Source organism: Curtobacterium sp. MWU13-2055, from assembly GCF_023242305.1.
Classification (GTDB): Bacteria; Actinomycetota; Actinomycetes; order Actinomycetales; family Microbacteriaceae; genus Curtobacterium.
On record NZ_JALLIO010000001.1, the window covers coordinates 14,306 to 30,824 of the forward strand.

20 protein-coding genes are annotated in these 16,519 nt (G+C 69.8%); 18 read left to right on the plus strand and 2 right to left on the minus strand.

The features are described 5' to 3' along the window. The first annotated feature begins 126 nt into the window (after window positions 1-126). Genes rpsP through trmD form a run of 4 tightly spaced genes read left to right on the plus strand, consistent with a single transcriptional unit; the run spans window position 127 to window position 2,043 of the window. Window positions 127-540: a 30S ribosomal protein S16 gene (rpsP, locus tag M4960_RS00055; protein ID WP_111086066.1), complete on the plus strand. Its 414-nt coding sequence runs from the start codon at window positions 127-129 to the stop codon at window positions 538-540. Between the two features lie 3 nt (window positions 541-543). Continuing rightward, complete coding sequence (locus M4960_RS00060) at window positions 544-780, plus strand: RNA-binding protein (protein WP_111086067.1); 237 nt, start codon at window positions 544-546, stop codon at window positions 778-780. 19 nt (window positions 781-799) lie between these two features. Continuing rightward, window positions 800-1,345 (plus strand): ribosome maturation factor RimM, encoded by a 546-nt coding sequence (gene rimM, locus M4960_RS00065; RefSeq protein WP_123294799.1) that lies wholly within the window; start codon window positions 800-802, stop codon window positions 1,343-1,345. A 5-nt stretch (window positions 1,346-1,350) separates the two neighbouring features. After that, a complete protein-coding gene (gene trmD / locus M4960_RS00070; protein WP_248703178.1) occupies window positions 1,351-2,043 on the plus strand; it encodes a tRNA (guanosine(37)-N1)-methyltransferase TrmD in 693 nt (230 codons plus the stop codon). Between the two features lie 143 nt (window positions 2,044-2,186). On the opposite strand, the gene map is transcribed toward trmD, so the two are convergent. Further along, window positions 2,187-2,978, minus strand: coding sequence for a type I methionyl aminopeptidase (gene map / locus M4960_RS00075; RefSeq protein WP_248703179.1), 792 nt, complete (start codon window positions 2,976-2,978; stop codon window positions 2,187-2,189). Between the two features lie 167 nt (window positions 2,979-3,145). Between map and rplS the strand changes: the two genes are divergently transcribed. From rplS to M4960_RS00120, 9 genes are all read left to right on the plus strand, one after another. Then, window positions 3,146-3,502, plus strand: coding sequence for a 50S ribosomal protein L19 (gene rplS / locus M4960_RS00080; protein WP_123339832.1), 357 nt, complete (start codon window positions 3,146-3,148; stop codon window positions 3,500-3,502). 133 nt (window positions 3,503-3,635) lie between these two features. Further along, window positions 3,636-4,379, plus strand: a complete 744-nt coding sequence (gene lepB, locus M4960_RS00085) for a signal peptidase I (protein ID WP_111086070.1) — start codon at window positions 3,636-3,638, stop codon at window positions 4,377-4,379. Continuing rightward, window positions 4,376-5,074: a ribonuclease HII gene (locus M4960_RS00090; RefSeq protein WP_123937691.1), complete on the plus strand. Its 699-nt coding sequence runs from the start codon at window positions 4,376-4,378 to the stop codon at window positions 5,072-5,074. The genes lepB and M4960_RS00090 overlap by 4 nt, the downstream gene beginning before the upstream one ends. A 262-nt stretch (window positions 5,075-5,336) precedes the next feature. Then, complete coding sequence (locus M4960_RS00095; protein ID WP_111086072.1) at window positions 5,337-5,660, plus strand: DUF2469 family protein; 324 nt, start codon at window positions 5,337-5,339, stop codon at window positions 5,658-5,660. 105 nt (window positions 5,661-5,765) lie between these two features. Next, a complete protein-coding gene (locus M4960_RS00100; protein ID WP_111086073.1) occupies window positions 5,766-6,113 on the plus strand; it encodes an Lsr2 family protein in 348 nt (115 codons plus the stop codon). Between the two features lie 152 nt (window positions 6,114-6,265). Further along, window positions 6,266-6,655 carry a YraN family protein gene (locus M4960_RS00105; protein WP_123294793.1) on the plus strand — a complete coding sequence of 130 codons (390 nt, stop codon included), beginning with the start codon at window positions 6,266-6,268 and terminating at the stop codon, window positions 6,653-6,655. Beyond that, entirely contained in the window at window positions 6,652-8,175 is a 1,524-nt protein-coding gene (locus M4960_RS00110; protein WP_133937141.1) for a YifB family Mg chelatase-like AAA ATPase, read from the plus strand. The genes M4960_RS00105 and M4960_RS00110 overlap by 4 nt, the downstream gene beginning before the upstream one ends. Next, on the plus strand, window positions 8,172-9,419 hold the full coding sequence (gene dprA, locus M4960_RS00115; RefSeq protein ID WP_248703180.1) for a DNA-processing protein DprA: 1,248 nt from the start codon (window positions 8,172-8,174) through the stop codon (window positions 9,417-9,419). Before M4960_RS00110 ends, dprA begins: the two co-directional genes overlap by 4 nt. 25 nt (window positions 9,420-9,444) lie before the next feature. Beyond that, window positions 9,445-10,383, plus strand: a complete 939-nt coding sequence (locus tag M4960_RS00120; RefSeq protein ID WP_123294790.1) for a tyrosine recombinase XerC — start codon at window positions 9,445-9,447, stop codon at window positions 10,381-10,383. Between the two features lie 99 nt (window positions 10,384-10,482). Here the strand turns inward: M4960_RS00120 and M4960_RS00125 are convergent, their stop codons facing one another. Next, entirely contained in the window at window positions 10,483-11,073 is a 591-nt protein-coding gene (locus M4960_RS00125; protein WP_248703181.1) for a M23 family metallopeptidase, read from the minus strand. Window positions 11,074-11,427: 354 nt separating this feature from the next. Here M4960_RS00125 and M4960_RS00130 point away from each other — a divergent pair, with 354 nt between their 5' ends. From M4960_RS00130 to frr, 5 genes are all read left to right on the plus strand, one after another. After that, window positions 11,428-12,870, plus strand: a complete 1,443-nt coding sequence (locus tag M4960_RS00130) for a sugar porter family MFS transporter (RefSeq protein WP_235035896.1) — start codon at window positions 11,428-11,430, stop codon at window positions 12,868-12,870. A 312-nt stretch (window positions 12,871-13,182) separates the two neighbouring features. Then, entirely contained in the window at window positions 13,183-14,109 is a 927-nt protein-coding gene (rpsB, locus tag M4960_RS00135) for a 30S ribosomal protein S2 (protein ID WP_111086086.1), read from the plus strand. An 82-nt stretch (window positions 14,110-14,191) separates the two neighbouring features. Continuing rightward, window positions 14,192-15,019, plus strand: coding sequence for a translation elongation factor Ts (gene tsf, locus M4960_RS00140; RefSeq protein WP_111086087.1), 828 nt, complete (start codon window positions 14,192-14,194; stop codon window positions 15,017-15,019). A 126-nt stretch (window positions 15,020-15,145) separates the two neighbouring features. Beyond that, window positions 15,146-15,865, plus strand: coding sequence for a UMP kinase (pyrH, locus tag M4960_RS00145; protein WP_111086088.1), 720 nt, complete (start codon window positions 15,146-15,148; stop codon window positions 15,863-15,865). Window positions 15,866-15,912: 47 nt separating this feature from the next. Then, a complete protein-coding gene (gene frr / locus M4960_RS00150) occupies window positions 15,913-16,467 on the plus strand; it encodes a ribosome recycling factor (protein ID WP_111086089.1) in 555 nt (184 codons plus the stop codon). Window positions 16,468-16,519: the final 52 nt, after the last annotated feature.

Consider the following 16,519-nt stretch of genomic DNA (forward strand, 5'->3'; position numbering starts at 1 on the left):
GAACGGTCGAATCGCCGCAGCTCGACCCTCTATCCAGCTGTGAGCGATCTCTCTCGAGCTTTCACCGTGTGTGCCCCCACGCCCGCGGTTCCAGTTCAACCACAACGTAAGCAAACAGGAGCAATTGTGGCTGTCAAGATCCGTCTGAAGCGTCTCGGTAAGATCCGTGCGCCCTACTACCGCATCGTCGTCGCCGACTCGCGCACCAAGCGCGATGGTCGTGTCCTCGAGGAGATCGGTCAGTACCACCCGACCGAGGAGCCCTCGGTCATCAAGATCGAGTCCGAGCGTGCGCTCTACTGGCTCGGCGTCGGCGCGCAGCCGACCGAGCAGGTCGCTGCCCTCCTCAAGCTGACCGGCGACTGGGCCAAGTTCAAGGGCGAGAAGGACACCGCGTCCAAGGTCAAGGTCGCCGAGCCGAAGCAGGCCTTCCAGGTCGACTCCTCGAAGAAGGCCGTCCTCAAGCCGAAGTCGGAGAAGACGGCTCCCGCCGCCAAGACCGACGACGCCGAGACCGCCGACGAGACGACCGAGGCGTAGTCCTTGCTCGAATCCGCGCTGACGCACCTCGTCAAGGGGATCGTCGATCACCCTGACGACGTGCGCGTCGCCAGCTCCACCTCCCCGCGGGGCGAGGTCCTCGAGGTGCGCGTGCACCCCGAGGACCTCGGCCGCGTGATCGGTCGTGCCGGGCGGACCGCCAAGGCACTCCGCACCCTCGTCTCGGCGCTGGCCGACGGCAAGCGTGTGCGGGTCGACGTGGTCGACACCGATTCCTAGGGAGACGACCCAGCTCCGGGTGGGTCGAATCACGAAGGCACACGGGCTCAAGGGCGGCATCAAGCTCGAGCTCTACACCGACGACCCGGATCGTCGGTTCACCCCCGGTGCCACGTTCACGCTCCAGGTCCCCGACGACTCACCGTGGTCGGGCAAGACCCTCGAGCTGGACGAGCTCCGCTGGTACAACGGTCACCCCGTCGCGTTCTTCGCGGGGATCGACGACCGCACCGGCGCCGAGTCGCTCGCCCGGATCATCCTCTGGGTCGAGCAGGACGCCGACGCCGAGACCGGCGAGGACGACGCCTGGTACGACCACCAGCTGGTCGGGCTGAAGGTGCTGCGCGACGGCGTCGAGGTCGGCACCGTCGCCCGGGTCGACCACATGCCGGCGCAGGACCTGCTCGCGATCGACACCCCGTCGCGCGGCGAGGTCCTCGTACCGTTCGTCGCGGCGATCGTGCCCGCGGTCGACATCGCGTCCGGCACCGTCACGGTCACGCCGCCGCAGGGTCTGTTCGAGGACCCCGAGGACACCTCCCGGCCCGAGACGGTCACGGACTAGCTGCCGTGCGGATCGACATCGTCACGATCTTCCCGGAGTTCTTCTCCGTGCTGGACGTGTCCCTGCTCGGCAAGGCTCGCTCCGGTGGGCTGCTCGACCTGCACGTGCACGACCTGCGCTCCTGGACGACCGACCGGCACCGCACCGTCGACGACACCCCGTACGGCGGTGGCGCCGGCATGGTGATGAAGCCGGAACCGTGGGCGCAGGCGCTGGACGCCCTGCTGCGGCCGGACGGCTCGTCGACCCTCGTGGTCCCGACGCCCGCCGGAACGCCGTTCAAGCAGTCCATCGCGCGCTCGCTCGCGTCGACGTCCGACCACCTCGTGTTCGCCTGCGGGCGGTACGAGGGCATCGACGCCCGCGTCTTCGAGTGGGCGGCGTCACGCTGCTCGGTGGTCGAGCTCTCGCTCGGCGACTACGTGCTGAACGGCGGCGAGGTCGCTGCGATGGCCATGATCGAGGCCGTCGGGCGACTCGTCCCCGGCGTCGTCGGCAACCCCGAGTCCCTGGTCGAGGAGTCCCACGAGGACGGCCTGCTTGAGTACCCCTCGTACACGAAGCCCGCCGTGTGGCGTGACCACGACGTGCCCGAGGTGCTGCTCAGCGGCCACCACGGCAAGGTCGCTGCGTGGCGGCACGAGCAGCAGGTGGAGCGGACGCGGCGGGTCCGGCCGGACCTGCTGCCGCCTGCCTGACGGGCTGCGGCCTGCCGGTCGGTTTTCGCGCTGAGCGACAGTTCTCGCGGTGCGTTCCCCGTGAACTGTCGCTGAGCACGAAACCCGGCTCCGCCGTGTCGGACGGGAGGCGCGGGGCGGGACCGCACCGCGCCTCCAGTCCGTCAGCTGGTCGGGTCGGCGCGCTGGGCGCGACGCAGGGTCAGGACCTCGGGTCCGGCCTCGGTGACCGCCACCGTGTGCTCGACGTGCGCAGCACGTGAGCCGTCGACGCTCCGGAGCGTCCAGCCGTCGTCGTCCTGGTACAGCTCGTCGGTGCCCTGCATGAGCCACGGCTCGATCGCGACCACCAGGCCCGGCCGGAGCTTCAGACCGCGACCGGGTCGCCCGTCGTTCGGCACGTGCGGGTCGCCGTGCATCGTGTGACCGACACCGTGCCCGCCGAACTGCAGGTTGACGCTGTAGCCCGCCTCCTTCGCCACGTGTCCGATCGCGTGCGAGACGTCACCGAGCTTGTTGCCCGGAGCAGCCTGCGCGATGCCGGCGGCCAGGGCGCGCTCGACGGTGGCAATGAGCGTCTGGTCCTCGTCGCGGGGCGTCCCGACCTGCACCGACACGGCGGAGTCCGCCACCCAGCCGTCGACGCTCGCGGCGAAGTCGAGGCTGAGGAGGTCGCCGTCCTGCAGCACGTGGTCGAACGGCAGACCGTGCAGCGCCGCGTCGTTCACCGAGGTGCACAGGTTCTTGCCGAACGGCGACTTGCCGAACGAGGGGTGGTAGTCGACGTAGCAGCTCTCGGCGCCCCGGTCGGCGATCATCCGCGCGGCGACGCGGTCGAGCTCGAGCAGGTTCACGCCGACGTCGACCGTGGCGAGCAGTTCGTCGAGGACGTCGGCCACGAACCGACCGGCGACGCGCAGTCCGTCGAGTTCCGTGGGGGTGCGCAGTTCGATCATGGGTCCATCCTCGCTGTTTTGCCCCCGGCGTTCTGTGTGGCAGTATGGATCGCTGTGCCCTGGCTGGACTCTGCCACGGGGGAGTCGCCGACACCGGGCACGCACCACCACTTCATCAGACATCGATCCGCGGCGACCCGTGTGCGTCCGCAGAGAGTAGAACAGCCATGAGCCAGCTCCTCGACAACGTCGACGCAGCATCGCTGCGGACCGACGTCCCGGACTTCCGCGCCGGTGACACCATCAAGGTGCACGTGAACATCGTCGAAGGCACGCGCTCGCGTATCCAGGTCTTCCAGGGTGTCGTCATCGGCCGCCAGGGCCACGGCATCGGCGAGACCTTCAAGGTCCGCAAGGTGAGCTTCCAGGTCGGCGTCGAGCGCTGGTTCCCGGTGCACTCGCCGATCATCGACCACATCGAGATCGTCACCAAGGGTGACGTCCGTCGCGCGAAGCTCTACTACCTGCGCGAACTGCGCGGCAAGGCGGCCCGCCGCAAGATCAAGGAGAAGCGCGACGCCTGATCGCCTTCACAGTGAGCGTCCGCGAGCCGGACGCCGCTGCTGGCCCCTCGCCGATGTACGGTTGTGCATCGACGGGGGGCTTTCCCTTTGCGCCCGCTGAACCCGGGCGGGCACGGTGTGAACGAGAGCGGAAATGACGGACACGACTGAGGAATCCGGGCGCAGGCCCCGGCCCGAGAAGCAGCGCAACGGGATCCTCACATTCCTCCGCGACCTCGTCATCATCTTCATCGCGGCGCTGCTCGTGTCGTTCTTGGTCAAGACGTTCCTGATCCGCTCGTTCTACATCCCGTCGGCGTCGATGGAGAACACGCTGCAGATCAACGACCGCGTGATCGTCAACGAACTCGTCCCGGGTGTCGTGGCACTGAAACGCGGCGACGTCGTGGTGTTCAAGGACCCGGGTGGATGGCTCGCCGGGTCCGAGGTGCCGAGCGTCACGCCGGACACTCAGCCCGCGAAGGCGATCGACTGGGTCCTCACGCAGATCGGCCTCGGGACGGGCGACAGCGACGACCACCTCATCAAGCGTGTGATCGGTCTGCCAGGGGACAAGGTCTCCTGCTGCAACGACCTCGGGCAGATGTCCGTGAACGGCGTCCCGATCAAGGAGCCGTACCTCAAGCTGCCGGCCGGCGCTCCCGCGTCGGCGACCGACTTCTCCGTCACCGTGCCGAAGGGCACCATCTGGGTGATGGGCGACAACCGCAACGACTCCAAGGACTCCCGCTACAACGGGGACACGCCGTCGAAGGGGTTCGTGCCGTTGTCCGACGTGACCGGACGCGCCTTCGTGATCTCCTGGCCGACGAGCCGCTGGACGTGGCTCGACGACCACCCCGAGGTGTTCGCCGGGGTGGAGGAGCGCGACCAGTGACCCCCGTCCGCCCCTCCCTCCGCGTCGAGAAGCGGCTGCTGGCCGAAGGCCGTGTCACGGTCATCGGGATGGACGAGGTCGGACGCGGTGCGATCGCAGGCCCCGTCGGCGTGGGCGTCGCGGCCGTGACGATCGACGTCGGGCGGGTCCCGCAGGGTCTGGCCGACTCGAAGCTGCTGTCCGCCACCCGCCGGACGGACCTGGTCCCCGTCGTCACCCGATGGGCGCGCACCGCCGTCGGCATGGCGTCCGCCGAGTACGTCGACCGGCAGGGGATCGTCCCGGCGCTCGGAGCCGCAGGGGCGCAGGCGCTCGAGTCGCTGGTCGCCGGTGGCCTGTCGCTCGACGGTGCCGTGGTCGTGCTGGACGGGTCCTTCGACTGGCTGACCCGTGCCGTCCCCGCTTCGCTCCGTCCGACGACGGACCCGCTCGAGGTCGTCGTGCAGGTCAAGGCCGACCGGGACTGCGCCTCGGTCGCGGCGGCGTCGATCGTGGCGAAGGTCGCGCGGGATGCCCTGATGATCGCAGCCCACGACGAGGCACCGCACTACGCCTGGGCGTCGAACAAGGGCTACGGCTCGACCGCGCACTACGACGCCATCCGCGCGGTCGGGGCGCACGCACTGCACCGGAAGTCGTGGTTGCACCAGGCGTCGAGCGTGTCACTCGAGGGCTTCGACGCGCTCGTCAGCTGACGCGCTGCGGTCGCCCGCCTGCCGTGGCTGCGGCCCGCGAGCCCTGCCCCGGCGGCGGCTCGTGAGGTTCCGAAATCTCGGCATCTCGGCGCATGCACGGTGCCGCAGCGGAACCTCGGCGGAGCGCACACGGCGTGTTGTGGAACCTCGGTGGGCTCGGATCGGGAGCGGACGCCGAGCTTGCTCGCACTTCCGTCACCGGGTGCATCCCTCGAGCTGCTGTCGCGCACTGGTGCGGCTGCCGCCGTAGACTGTGGGCGCAATGGATGAGGACGAATTCGACGACTACGACCGCGAGGTTGAGCTGGCCCTGTACCGCGAGTACCGCGACGTCGTGTCGCAGTTCCGCTACGTGGTCGAGACCGAGCGGCGTTTCTACCTGGCGAACGAGGTCGAACTCGTGCGCCGGGACACCGAACACGATTTCTACTTCGAACTGACGATGAACGACGTCTGGGTGTGGGACGTCTACCGTTCCGACCGGTTCGTCAAGGGCGTCCGCGTCCTCACGTTCAAGGACGTGAATGTCGAAGAACTGACATCGCGAGAACTCGAACTGCCGAAGGAACTCGCACTCGACGAGTGATCGTCAATTCCGGTGCATTCGGAGAATCGCCGGTGATCGGTGACGTGCCGGAATTCCACGCGCTATTCTGGTCGGGATTTCCCGTCCAATGAACAGGAGCCGCGCATGGCACAGAAGGTCACCGTCCAGCTCGTCGACGACCTCGACGATTCCCCCATCACCACCGGTGAAGGTCGCACGGTCGAATTCGGTTTCGACGGCTCGTCGTACGAGATCGACCTGACGAACGACAACGTCGACAAGTTCCGCGAAGCGATCTCCGACTACATCGCCGCAGCGCGCAAGGTCTCCGGTCGTCGCACCGGCAGCACGGCGCCGAAGTCGGCCCCGAAGCGTGGCAACTCCGAAGAGCTCGGCAAGATCCGCGAGTGGGCGAAGGAGAACGGCTACGAGGTCTCGACCCGTGGTCGTATCTCGACCCAGGTGCAGGAAGCATACGCGGCCGCACACTGAGCCGCTGTCGACGAAGGGCCCGGATGATCGCGATCACCCGGGTCCTTCGTCATTCCTCCCCAAGGGCGATCGTCGTCGTCTGATTCCACAGAGTCTCCATCGGCGGCCATCCGCGCTGCCGTTCCCGCGATCGTTGCCGTGGAGGCAATGACATGGAACAGAAGCTGCACGATCGCCCCGGACGAACACTCCGGAACGGCCGCCTGGGGCGGTTCGGCGAGGACCAGGCCGTGGCGTGGTTGCACGAACGGGGTTTCCGGGTCCTCGAGCGGAATTGGCGGTGCGCCCGGGGCGAGATCGACATCGTCGCGTGGGATTCCTGCACACTCGCGTTCATCGAGGTGAAGACGCGATCCGGTACGACGACGGGGCATCCGTTCGAGGCGATCACGGCGACGAAGCTCACCCGGATGCGACGACTCGTGGCCGAGTGGTTCGACGCCCATCCGGAGGTGTCGGCACGCGCGATCCGCATCGACGTGGTCGCGGTCCACGTCGACGGTCCCCGGACGGCCGTCCAACACGTGGCGGGTGTGCTGTGACGGGCATAGGCCGTGCTGCGGCCGTTGCGCTGCTCGGCGTGACCGGGCGCCGGATCGAGGTCGAGGCCCACCTGACCAGCCAGCTGCCCGCCTTCAGCATCATCGGACTGCCGGACACTTCGCTCGGCGAGGCGCGCGAGCGAGTCCGTGCCGCCGCTGCGAACGCCGGGTGTCCGTTGCCGGCTCGCCGGATCACGGTGAACCTCACGCCCGCGGCGATCCCGAAACGGGGTTCCGGGTTCGACCTGGCGATCGCGATGGCCGTGCTCGCCGGCGCCGGACTCGCACCCGACGTCAGTGAACGGATCGTCTACATCGGGGAGCTCGGTCTGGACGGTCGGGTCCGACCGGTCGCCGGAGTCATCCCGATGTTGCTCGCCGCCCGCGACGCCGGGGCCGACCGAGTCGTGCTGCCGATCGGCAACCTGCCCGAGGCCCGCGTGGTCGACGGCGTGCGCACCACCGGGGTCGACTCACTCCGTGCGGCTGCGATCGACGCCGGCGCGCTGCTGCCGCCGGTCGAGGTCGACGCGGTGCTGCCGGTGCCGGTGCCCTCGGTCCAACGCCCGGTGGCCGAACTGGCGGATGTCGTCGGGAACCCGATCGGGGTGCGCGCCGTCGTCGCCGCGGCGGCCGGTGGGCACCATGCGCTCCTGCTCGGTCCACCCGGTGCCGGCAAGACGATGCTCGCGGAGCGCCTGCCCGGGCTCCTGCCCGACCTCGACGACGCGACCGCGCTCGAGGTCGCCGCCGTCCGGTCCGTCGCCGGACTCGGGCCGGCGTCGTGGAGCACGAAGCCCCCGTGGGAGGCCCCGCACCACTCCGCGTCGGCGATCTCCCTGATCGGCGGCGGCTCCGGTGTGCTGCGACCCGGAGCAGTGTCGCGGGCGACCGGCGGCATCCTGTTCCTCGACGAAGCACCGGAGTTCCCCCGTGCGGTGCTCGACGCGCTCCGCCAGCCGCTCGAGTCCGGTCGGATCACCATCCACCGGGCTGCGGGCGCCGCCGAGTTCCCCGCGCGGTGCCAGGTCGTGCTCGCTGCCAATCCCTGTCCGTGCGGCAACGCCGGCGGAGCGCACGGCCAACCGTGTGAGTGTCCGCCGAGTGCGGTCCGGCGCTACCTCGGGCGGATGTCCGGACCGCTGCTCGACCGGATGGACATCCGGGTGCTCGTGCCCCGGGTGACGACCGGGAAGATGCGTGGTACCGACGGGAGCACGCCGACGACGGCCGAGGCCCGCGCCGGCGTCGCCGCGGCCCGCGCTCGGATGGCGGAACGCCTCCGGGACACCGGGTGGACGAAGAACGCCGAGGTCACCGGAGCCTGGCTGCGGGCGGACGGTCGGATCGAACCCGGTTCGACCACCGAGCTCGACCGGGCGCTCGACCTCGGCACCCTGACCATGCGGGGATGGGACCGGGTGATGCGGCTCGCGTGGACCCTCGCCGACCTCGAAGCGGTCGACCGTCCGAGCAGAGCACACGTCCGGGGTGCTCTTGCCCTGCGGAGCGCACTGTGAGCGGCGTGGGGCCCGGCCACGGCAGCGAACTGCTCGCCGGGATCCGTCGGGTCCTCGGGACTGACGGGGCGTCGGACCCGGTCCAGACCGCCGCTCGGGTCGCGTGGTCCGTGATCGTGGAGCCGGGGGACTCCGTCGCCGGTGAGCTCATGGCGGCCCTCGGGTCGGAGCGCGCCCTCGGCTCGGTCCTGCTGGCAGCCGACGGTGCGTTCGAGGATCTGCTCGACGGGTGTGTGGAGGCCGGCGTACCCGGTGCGGAGGATCCCGATGCGTTCGCCGGTGTCCTGCACACGGCCATCGACCGGTGGCGACCGCGCTTGGTCCGGTCCGACGTGGCCGACGTCGTCGCCTCGGCCGAAGCCGTCGGGGCACGACTGCTCGTGCCCGGGTCCGCTGGGTGGCCGACGGCGATCGACGACCTCGGCCCCCACGCACCACTCGTGCTCTGGACGCGCAGCGCCACGGCGGGTGTCGGCGACGGGGCACCCGCCCTGGCCGTGGTCGGGTCGCGGGCGAACACCATCGCCGGGGCCGAAGCAGCCGCCGAGATCACCTCGTCCGCCGCGGACGCCGGCTGCACGATCGTCAGCGGCGGCGCCTACGGGATCGACGCGGTCGCACACCGGGTGGCGATCGCCGCAGGGGTCCCGACGATCGCGGTCCTGGCCGGGGGGATCGATCAGCTCTACCCCGCCGGCAACGTCCAGCTGCTCCACAACGTCGCTCGGCAGGGCGCCCTGGTGGCGGAGTCGGCGCCGGGGACCCGCCCGACCCGGTGGCGCTTCCTGGCCCGGAACCGGTTGATCGCCGCCCTCGCCGATGCTGCGGTCGTCGTGGAGGCCGGTGCGCGGTCCGGTGCGCTCAACACCGCGCACCACGCCGGGCAGCTCGGTCGCCCGGTGTTCGCCGTCCCGGGAGCGTTCGCGTCCTCGGCGTCGGTCGGGTGCCACCGGCTCGTGGCGCAGGGCCGGGCGCAGCTCGTCGTGCACCCGGGGGACCCGGTCGCCGCGATGCGTCCCGTGCCCCCATCCGCTGCGACCGCGGCGGCGGACGAACCCCTCGTGTCGGTCCAGCGCGATCCCGAGGTCGTCCGGGTCCTCGACGCGCTCGGCCGTCGTGCCCTGCCAGAGGCCGAGATCGCTCGACGGTCCGGGCTGTCCGGAGCTGCGGTGGCGGACGCCCTCGCGCTCGCGCAGTTGCAGGGGCTCGTGGCGCACAGCAGCGGCGGGTGGGGCCGCGCATGACGTCGGCCAGCCGTACGCTGACGACGTGGCGGACCGAGCAGAGCAGAAGGAAGAGCGACTCGTGGCAGCGGTCGACTCGTTCCTCGGGCACGCTCGACACGCCAGGGGGCTCAGCGAGCAGACGCTCCGCGCGTACGCGAACGACCTCGAGCAGTTCGTCGAGTTCGCCGCGCGACGCGACGTCGTCGGCATCGACGGGGTCGACCTCGAACTCCTCCGCGACTGGTTGTGGGAAGCCGACCAGCGGGGGCTCGCACGGTCCACGATCGCCCGCCGGTCGTCGTCGGTGCGGGCGTTCACCCGGTGGGCGAGCGAGACCGGGGTGACCGCGACGGACGCCGGCGTGCGGCTCCGTGCACCGAAGGGCGGCTCACACCTGCCGCGGGTGGTGTCGGCCGACCAGGTCCGTGGGTTGCTCGACGGCCTCGCGGCCCGTGCAGCGACCGACGATCCCGGTGCGCTGCGGGACCTGGCGCTCGTGGAGCTGCTGTACGCCGCGGCGATCCGGGTGAGCGAGCTCGTCGGCATCGACGTCGCCGACGTCGATCGCGGGCGGCTCACGGTCCGCGTGCTCGGGAAGGGCGGGAAGGAGCGGGTCGTGCCGTTCGGCCTCCCGGCCCGTGACGCACTCGAGGCGTGGACGTCGCGGGGGCGTCCGACCCTCGCGGCGCGGGCCGACGTACCGAGCACGGCACTGTTCCTCGGCGACCAGGGTGGTCGGCTCGGGGTGCGGAGTGCGTACCGCGTGGTGGCTCGGCTGCTCGGGGACCTTCCCGGCGAAGGGCCGAGCGGACCGCACACCTTCCGGCACACCGCGGCGACGCACCTGCTCGACGGGGGAGCGGACCTGCGGGCGGTTCAGGAACTGCTCGGGCACGCGAGCCTCGGGACGACGCAGATCTACACGCACGTGTCCTCGGCACGGCTGCGCGAGGTCTACCGGACGGCCCACCCGCGCGCCTGACGGCGCGACCGCCGCGCCTGACGTTCGGCCACACACCCGTCCAGCCACCGGGCCGTCGCACGTGGACGTCGCCCGTCGCCCACCGCTCGTCGCCGACGCTCACCCCGGCCAGGCGGACTCCGGCAACAGGACGGGCCACTCGGCCGCGGGAAGGTACGACGTCGGGTCCACGTAGCGGCCGTCGACCCGCGCGCCGAGGTGCAGACACGGTGCCGAGGCCGGGCAGTGCCCCACGGACACCCGGCCGACCGGATCACCCTGTCGGACGTCGTCCCCGGCAGCGACGAGCGGCTGCACCGAGTCGAGGGTGCTGACGAGCCCGCCGCCGTGATCGACCGTCACGACGCTCCTGCCGCCAACGGGTCCGGCGAACGCCACCGTGCCGTCGTCGACCGCCGCCGCACTCGTGCCGAGCGGCGCCGGCACGTCGATCCCGCGGTGACCGGCGGCGTAGTCGTCGGACGGCGGCTCCCACCCGCGCTCGACCACCCGCGTGTCGGTCGGCCAGACCCACGGCTCGGCAGCACGAGTCGCCGCCGAGCGATCCCGGTGGTCGCGCAGGTCCTCCGGCGCGGGCACGGGTCCGGGCAACGACGCGGTGGCCGTCCAGAGCGCCCCGAGCATCCCGATCACCACCACCATCGCGGCGACCGGAGGGAGCCGAGTGCCGGAGCCGGGGAACAGGAGCATGCCGTCACTCTGTCCGCCACGGACCGGCCACACGACCGAGGTGAGGCGGTCCGTGGAGGGTGGGGCGGGCCTCCCGGCCTGTGGAGGGACGAAGCGACCGCAACGAACGACGTCCTCGATGTCGCACCACATCGACGGTGTCGTTCCGAGTCGAGGCGACACCCTCCCCGACCCGACCCGACCCGACCCGACCGCCCCGCCCCGCGCACCGAGCACACCCGGTTATGACCACATCCACCACGAGGAGTACAGTCGGGGCCGCTCCGGACCACGCAACGCCGCACGGACGGCGAACGAGCCGACCGCCGGGGCACCGTGCCCACAGCAGCACGGCCGGCAGAACCCAGGAGCATCGTGTCCAACACAGCCACCGGGCACGGCGAGGACCGTGCGTTCAAGGGGAAGGTCACCGCGTTCGCCATCGCAGCAGCGGTGGGCGGTTTCCTCTTCGGCTTCGACTCGTCGGTCATCAACGGCGCCGTCGAGGCCATCAAGGGCGAGTTCGGCCTGTCCGAGGCGGCGAGCGGCTTCGCCGTCGCGTCCGCCCTCATCGGCTGTGCGTTCGGCGCCTACTTCGCCGGTCGACTCGCTGACCGCTGGGGTCGCACCCGGGTGATGTTCTGGGCCGCGGTGCTGTTCCTGGTGAGCTCGATCGGCTCCGGCTTCGCGTTCGCCACGTGGGACTTCGTCCTGTGGCGTCTCGTCGGCGGCCTCGGCATCGGTACGGCCTCGGTGATCGCGCCGGCGTACATCTCCGAGGTCTCGCCGAAGGCGATCCGCGGGCGCCTGGCCTCATTCCAGCAGCTCGCCATCACGCTCGGTATCTTCGCCGCGCTGCTCTCCGACCAGTTCTTCGCCGTCACGGCAGGCAGCGCGTCCGCCGAGGTCTTCGGTCTGCCGGCCTGGCGCTGGATGTTCCTGGTCGGCGTGATCCCGTCGGTGGTCTACGGCATCCTGGCGATCACGCTGCCGGAGTCGCCGCGCTACCTGCTCGCCAAGGGGCGGACGGAGGACGCCCGCGCGGTCATGACGAAGATCGTCCCGCGCGACACGGTGAACACGAGCCTGGAGGAGATCCAGGACGGCATCAAGAAGGAAGCCAACGAGAAGAAGGGCTCCATCCGGGGCAACCGCTTCGGCCTGCAGCCCATCGTCTGGGTCGGCATCATCCTGGCCGTGCTGCAGCAGTTCGTCGGCATCAACGTGATCTTCTACTACTCGACGACGCTCTGGCAGGCGGTCGGGTTCAAGGAGAGCGACTCCTTCCTCATCTCCACGATCACGTCGGTGGTCAACGTCGCGGTCACGTTCATCGCGATCTTCCTGGTCGACAAGGTCGGTCGGAAGCCGCTGCTCGTCACCGGTTCCGCCGGCATGTTCGTGTCGCTGGCGATGGTCGCGATCGCGTTCTCGCAGTCGACGATCGTGGACGGCAACCCGAGCCTGCCCGGCGCGTGGGGCGTCATCGCGCTCATCTTCGCGAACCTGTTCGTCGTGTCGTTCGGTGCGACGTGGGGTCCGCTCATGTGGGTGCTGCTCGGCGAGATGTTCCCGAACCGCATCCGCGCCACGGCGCTCGGCATCGGCTCGGCTGCCAACTGGGTCGCGAACTTCATCGTCACGATCACCTTCCCGGTGCTGTCCGGCTTCAACCTGACGGTCACGTACGGCATCTACGCGCTGTTCGCGCTGATCTCGTTCTTCTTCGTCATCGCGAAGATCCCGGAGACCAAGGGTCGCTCGCTCGAGGAGATGGGCATCTCCGCCGAGGGCGACACGGTGAACGCGAAGGCGTGATCAGTCGCGTCTGAGACACCCAGAACACCGGACAGGAGGCCCGGATCACTTCAGCCGGTCGGCGCGCGTGATCCGGGCCTCCTGTCTGCTAGCATTTCTCCAGCAGTGCGCTGATGCGCGCTGACTTCGCGTGTCCACAGGGTCGTCAACGGTTCGCCGTCTCCGACCCGGCACCCGACCACCGGTCCCGCTCTCACGAGCGGGCGGTCGCGTGCCAGGACGCCAGGGATCACGACCTCCGGTCGTGCTCGACACAACCGCAACAGGGGCACAGCACAGCTGCGCTCCGAGAACACAGAAGGAGGACGGCACATGGCCGTCGTCACCATCCGCCAGCTGCTCGACAGCGGCGTCCACTTCGGACACCAGACCCGTCGGTGGAACCCGAAGGTGAAGCGCTTCATCCTCGCCGAGCGCTCGGGCATCCACATCATCGACCTGCAGCAGTCGCTGGCCTTCATCGACCGCGCGTACGACTTCGTCAAGGAGACGGTCGCGCACGGTGGCACGATCCTCTTCGTGGGCACCAAGAAGCAGGCCCAGGGCTCCATCGCCGAGCAGGCGACCCGCGTCGGCCAGCCGTACGTCAACCAGCGTTGGCTCGGCGGTCTGCTCACGAACTTCCAGACGGTCTCCAAGCGCCTCGCGCGCATGAAGGAGCTCGAGGAGATCGACTTCGACGACACGACGAAGGGCTTCACCAAGAAGGAGCTCCTCATCAAGAAGCGCGAGCTGGACAAGCTCCACAAGACCCTCGGTGGTATCCGCAACCTCACGCGGACCCCGAGCGCGCTCTGGATCGTCGACACCAAGAAGGAGCACCTCGCCGTCGACGAGGCGCAGAAGCTCGGTATCCCGATCATCGGCATCCTCGACACCAACTGCGACCCCGACGAGATCACGTACCCGATCCCGGGCAACGACGACGCGATCCGCTCCGTCGGTCTCCTCACCCGCATCGTCGCCGACGCCGCGGCCGAGGGCCTGAAGACCCGCCACAACGGTGGCGACGACGAAGAGGCCGCAGAGCCCCTCGCCGAGTGGGAGCAGGAGCTCCTCGGTGGCGACGCCGCGACGCCGTCCGCCGACGCCGCTCCCGAGGGTGCGACCGTCGAGGAGAACAACGCTGACGCGCAGGTCGCCGCGAAGGAGATCGGCGAGCCGATCGCCGACGACGCGAAGAACGCGGAGCCGACGGCCGAGGCCGAGGCAGCCGCGGAGACCACCCCCGCCGAGTGACCTGTCGCAGGCGCCGGACCCGATCGGGTCCGGCGCCTGCGTCACCACTCTCCACACACGTACCGTCCAGAAAGGACAGTCAATGGCAAACTTCACCGCTGCTGACGTGAAGAAGCTCCGCGAGGACCTCGGCGCCGGCATGATGGACGCGAAGAACGCGCTCGTCGAGGCCGACGGCGACTACGACAAGGCCGTCGAGCTGCTCCGCATCAAGGGTGCGAAGGCCGTCGCCAAGCGCGACGACCGTGCCACCTCCGAGGGCGTCGTCGTCGCGAGCTCCGAGAACGGCGCCGCCACGGTCGTCGAGCTCGCGAGCGAGACCGACTTCGTCGCGAAGAACGAGAAGTTCACGACGCTGGCCGACAAGGTGCTCGGGGCCGTCGCGGCCGCCGGTGCAGCTGACGTCGCCGCCGCGAACGCCGCCCCCGTCGACGGCAAGACCGTCCTCGAGGTCGTCAACGAGTCGGCCGCCGCACTGGGCGAGAAGCTCGAGGTCCGCACGGTCCGCCGTGTCGAGGGCTCGGCCTTCGAGATCTACCTGCACAAGACCAGCCAGGACCTGCCGCCGCAGATCGCCGTCGTCATCGCGTACGAGGGTGACAACGCTGCCGAGGCCCGCTCGATCGCCCAGCACGTCGCGTTCGCGAACCCGACGTACCTGACCCGCGACGAGGTCCCGGCCGACGAGATCGCCAAGGAGCGTGCGACCGTCGAGGCGATCACGCGCGAGGAGGGCAAGCCCGAGGCTGCGCTCCCGAAGATCGTCGAGGGTCGGGTGAACGCCTACATCAAGCAGGTGTCGCTCCTCGACCAGGACTACGCGAAGGACAACAAGATCTCCGTCGCGAAGGCCGCCGAGAACGCCGGCATCACGATCCAGGGCTTCGCCCGCGTCAAGGTCGGCGCGTAACGAACCCGTGACGGGGTCAGGAACCAACCAGGTTCCTGGCCCCGTTTTTCGCGCCTCCGGGCGCGACACACACGCGACACATCCGCGAGTACATTTCCACGAGACCACGACGAAGGGTGCGATCAGATGACCGACGAGAAGACCGGACGACGCCGCGTACTGCTGAAGCTGTCGGGAGAGGCCTTCGGGGCCGGATCGCTCGGCGTGAACCCCGACGTGATCGGGGCCATCGCCAAGGAGATCGCCGTCGCCGCGCGCGAGGTCGAGATCGCGATCGTCGTCGGCGGGGGCAACTTCTTCCGCGGCGCCGAGCTCTCGCAGCGCGGGATGGACCGCGGCCGTGCCGACTACATGGGCATGCTCGGCACCGTGATGAACGCGCTGGCGCTGCAGGACTTCCTCGAGCAGGCCGGGGCCGCGACACGCGTGCAGTCGGCCATCGCGATGACCCAGGTCGCCGAGCCGTACATCCCGCGGCGCGCCGAGCGGCACCTCGAGAAGGGCCGCGTCGTCATCTTCGGCGCCGGCGCCGGTCTGCCGTACTTCTCGACCGACACGGTGGCCGCGCAGCGAGCACTCGAGATCAAGGCCGACGAGGTCCTCGTCGCCAAGAACGGTGTCGACGGCGTGTACACGGCGGACCCGAAGAAGGACGCCACGGCCGAGAAGCTGCACCACGTGACCTACCAGGACGCGCTCCTGAAGGGTCTGAAGGTCGTCGACGCCACCGCGTTCTCGCTCTGCATGGACAACGGCATGCCGATGCACGTCTTCGGCATGGAGGGCGACGGCAACGTCCAGGCCGCCATCCGTGGCGAGCGCATCGGCACCGTGGTCAGCAACTGACCCGCACCGCTGACTAGACTCGACGCCAGTACCGAAGGAGTAACACCGTGATCAGTGATGTCCTGACCGAAGCCACCGAGAAGATGGCGAAGGCTGTCGAGGTCGCCAAGGACGACTTCTCGACCGTCCGCACCGGCCGCATCAACGCGGCGCTCTTCCAGAAGATCCCGGTCGAGTACTACGGCACGCCGACGCCGCTCGCGCAGCTCGCGTCGCTGCAGACGCCCGAGGCCCGCACGCTCATCGTGACGCCGTACGACAAGACGGCGCTCAAGGAGATCGAGCGCGCCATCGCGACGTTCCCGAACCTCGGCGCCAGCCCGACGAACGACGGCGACATCGTCCGCGTGACGATCCCGGAGCTCACCAAGGACCGCCGCAAGGAGTTCGTCAAGCTCGTGCGGACGAAGGGCGAGGACCACAAGGTCGTCATCCGGAACATCCGCCGCAAGGCCAAGGACGACCTCGACGCGCTCAAGGGTGAGATCTCGGACGACGAGATCTCGCGCGGCGACAAGGACCTCGAGGCCCTGACGAAGAAGCACGTCGACCAGATCGACGAGTCGCTGAAGAAGAAGGAAGCCGAACTCCTCGAGGTCTGATGCGCCGCCCGGACCAGGGCGGTGAACGCCCCACAGCAGAGCACGGACCCGA

Excerpts from the sequence above, each read along its gene's own strand:
- map (WP_248703179.1), bottom strand. The coding sequence starts at position 2,978 with ATGATCGAACTGCGCACCCCCACGGAACTCGACGGACTGCGCGTCGCC.
- rplS (WP_123339832.1), top strand. The coding sequence starts at position 3,146 with ATGAGCCAGCTCCTCGACAACGTCGACGCAGCATCGCTGCGGACCGAC.
- lepB (WP_111086070.1), top strand. The coding sequence starts at position 3,636 with ATGACGGACACGACTGAGGAATCCGGGCGCAGGCCCCGGCCCGAGAAG.
- M4960_RS00095 (WP_111086072.1), top strand. The coding sequence starts at position 5,337 with ATGGATGAGGACGAATTCGACGACTACGACCGCGAGGTTGAGCTGGCC.
- M4960_RS00100 (WP_111086073.1), top strand. The coding sequence starts at position 5,766 with ATGGCACAGAAGGTCACCGTCCAGCTCGTCGACGACCTCGACGATTCC.
- M4960_RS00105 (WP_123294793.1), top strand. The coding sequence starts at position 6,266 with ATGGAACAGAAGCTGCACGATCGCCCCGGACGAACACTCCGGAACGGC.
- M4960_RS00125 (WP_248703181.1), bottom strand. The coding sequence starts at position 11,073 with ATGCTCCTGTTCCCCGGCTCCGGCACTCGGCTCCCTCCGGTCGCCGCG.
- rpsB (WP_111086086.1), top strand. The coding sequence starts at position 13,183 with ATGGCCGTCGTCACCATCCGCCAGCTGCTCGACAGCGGCGTCCACTTC.
- tsf (WP_111086087.1), top strand. The coding sequence starts at position 14,192 with ATGGCAAACTTCACCGCTGCTGACGTGAAGAAGCTCCGCGAGGACCTC.
- pyrH (WP_111086088.1), top strand. The coding sequence starts at position 15,146 with ATGACCGACGAGAAGACCGGACGACGCCGCGTACTGCTGAAGCTGTCG.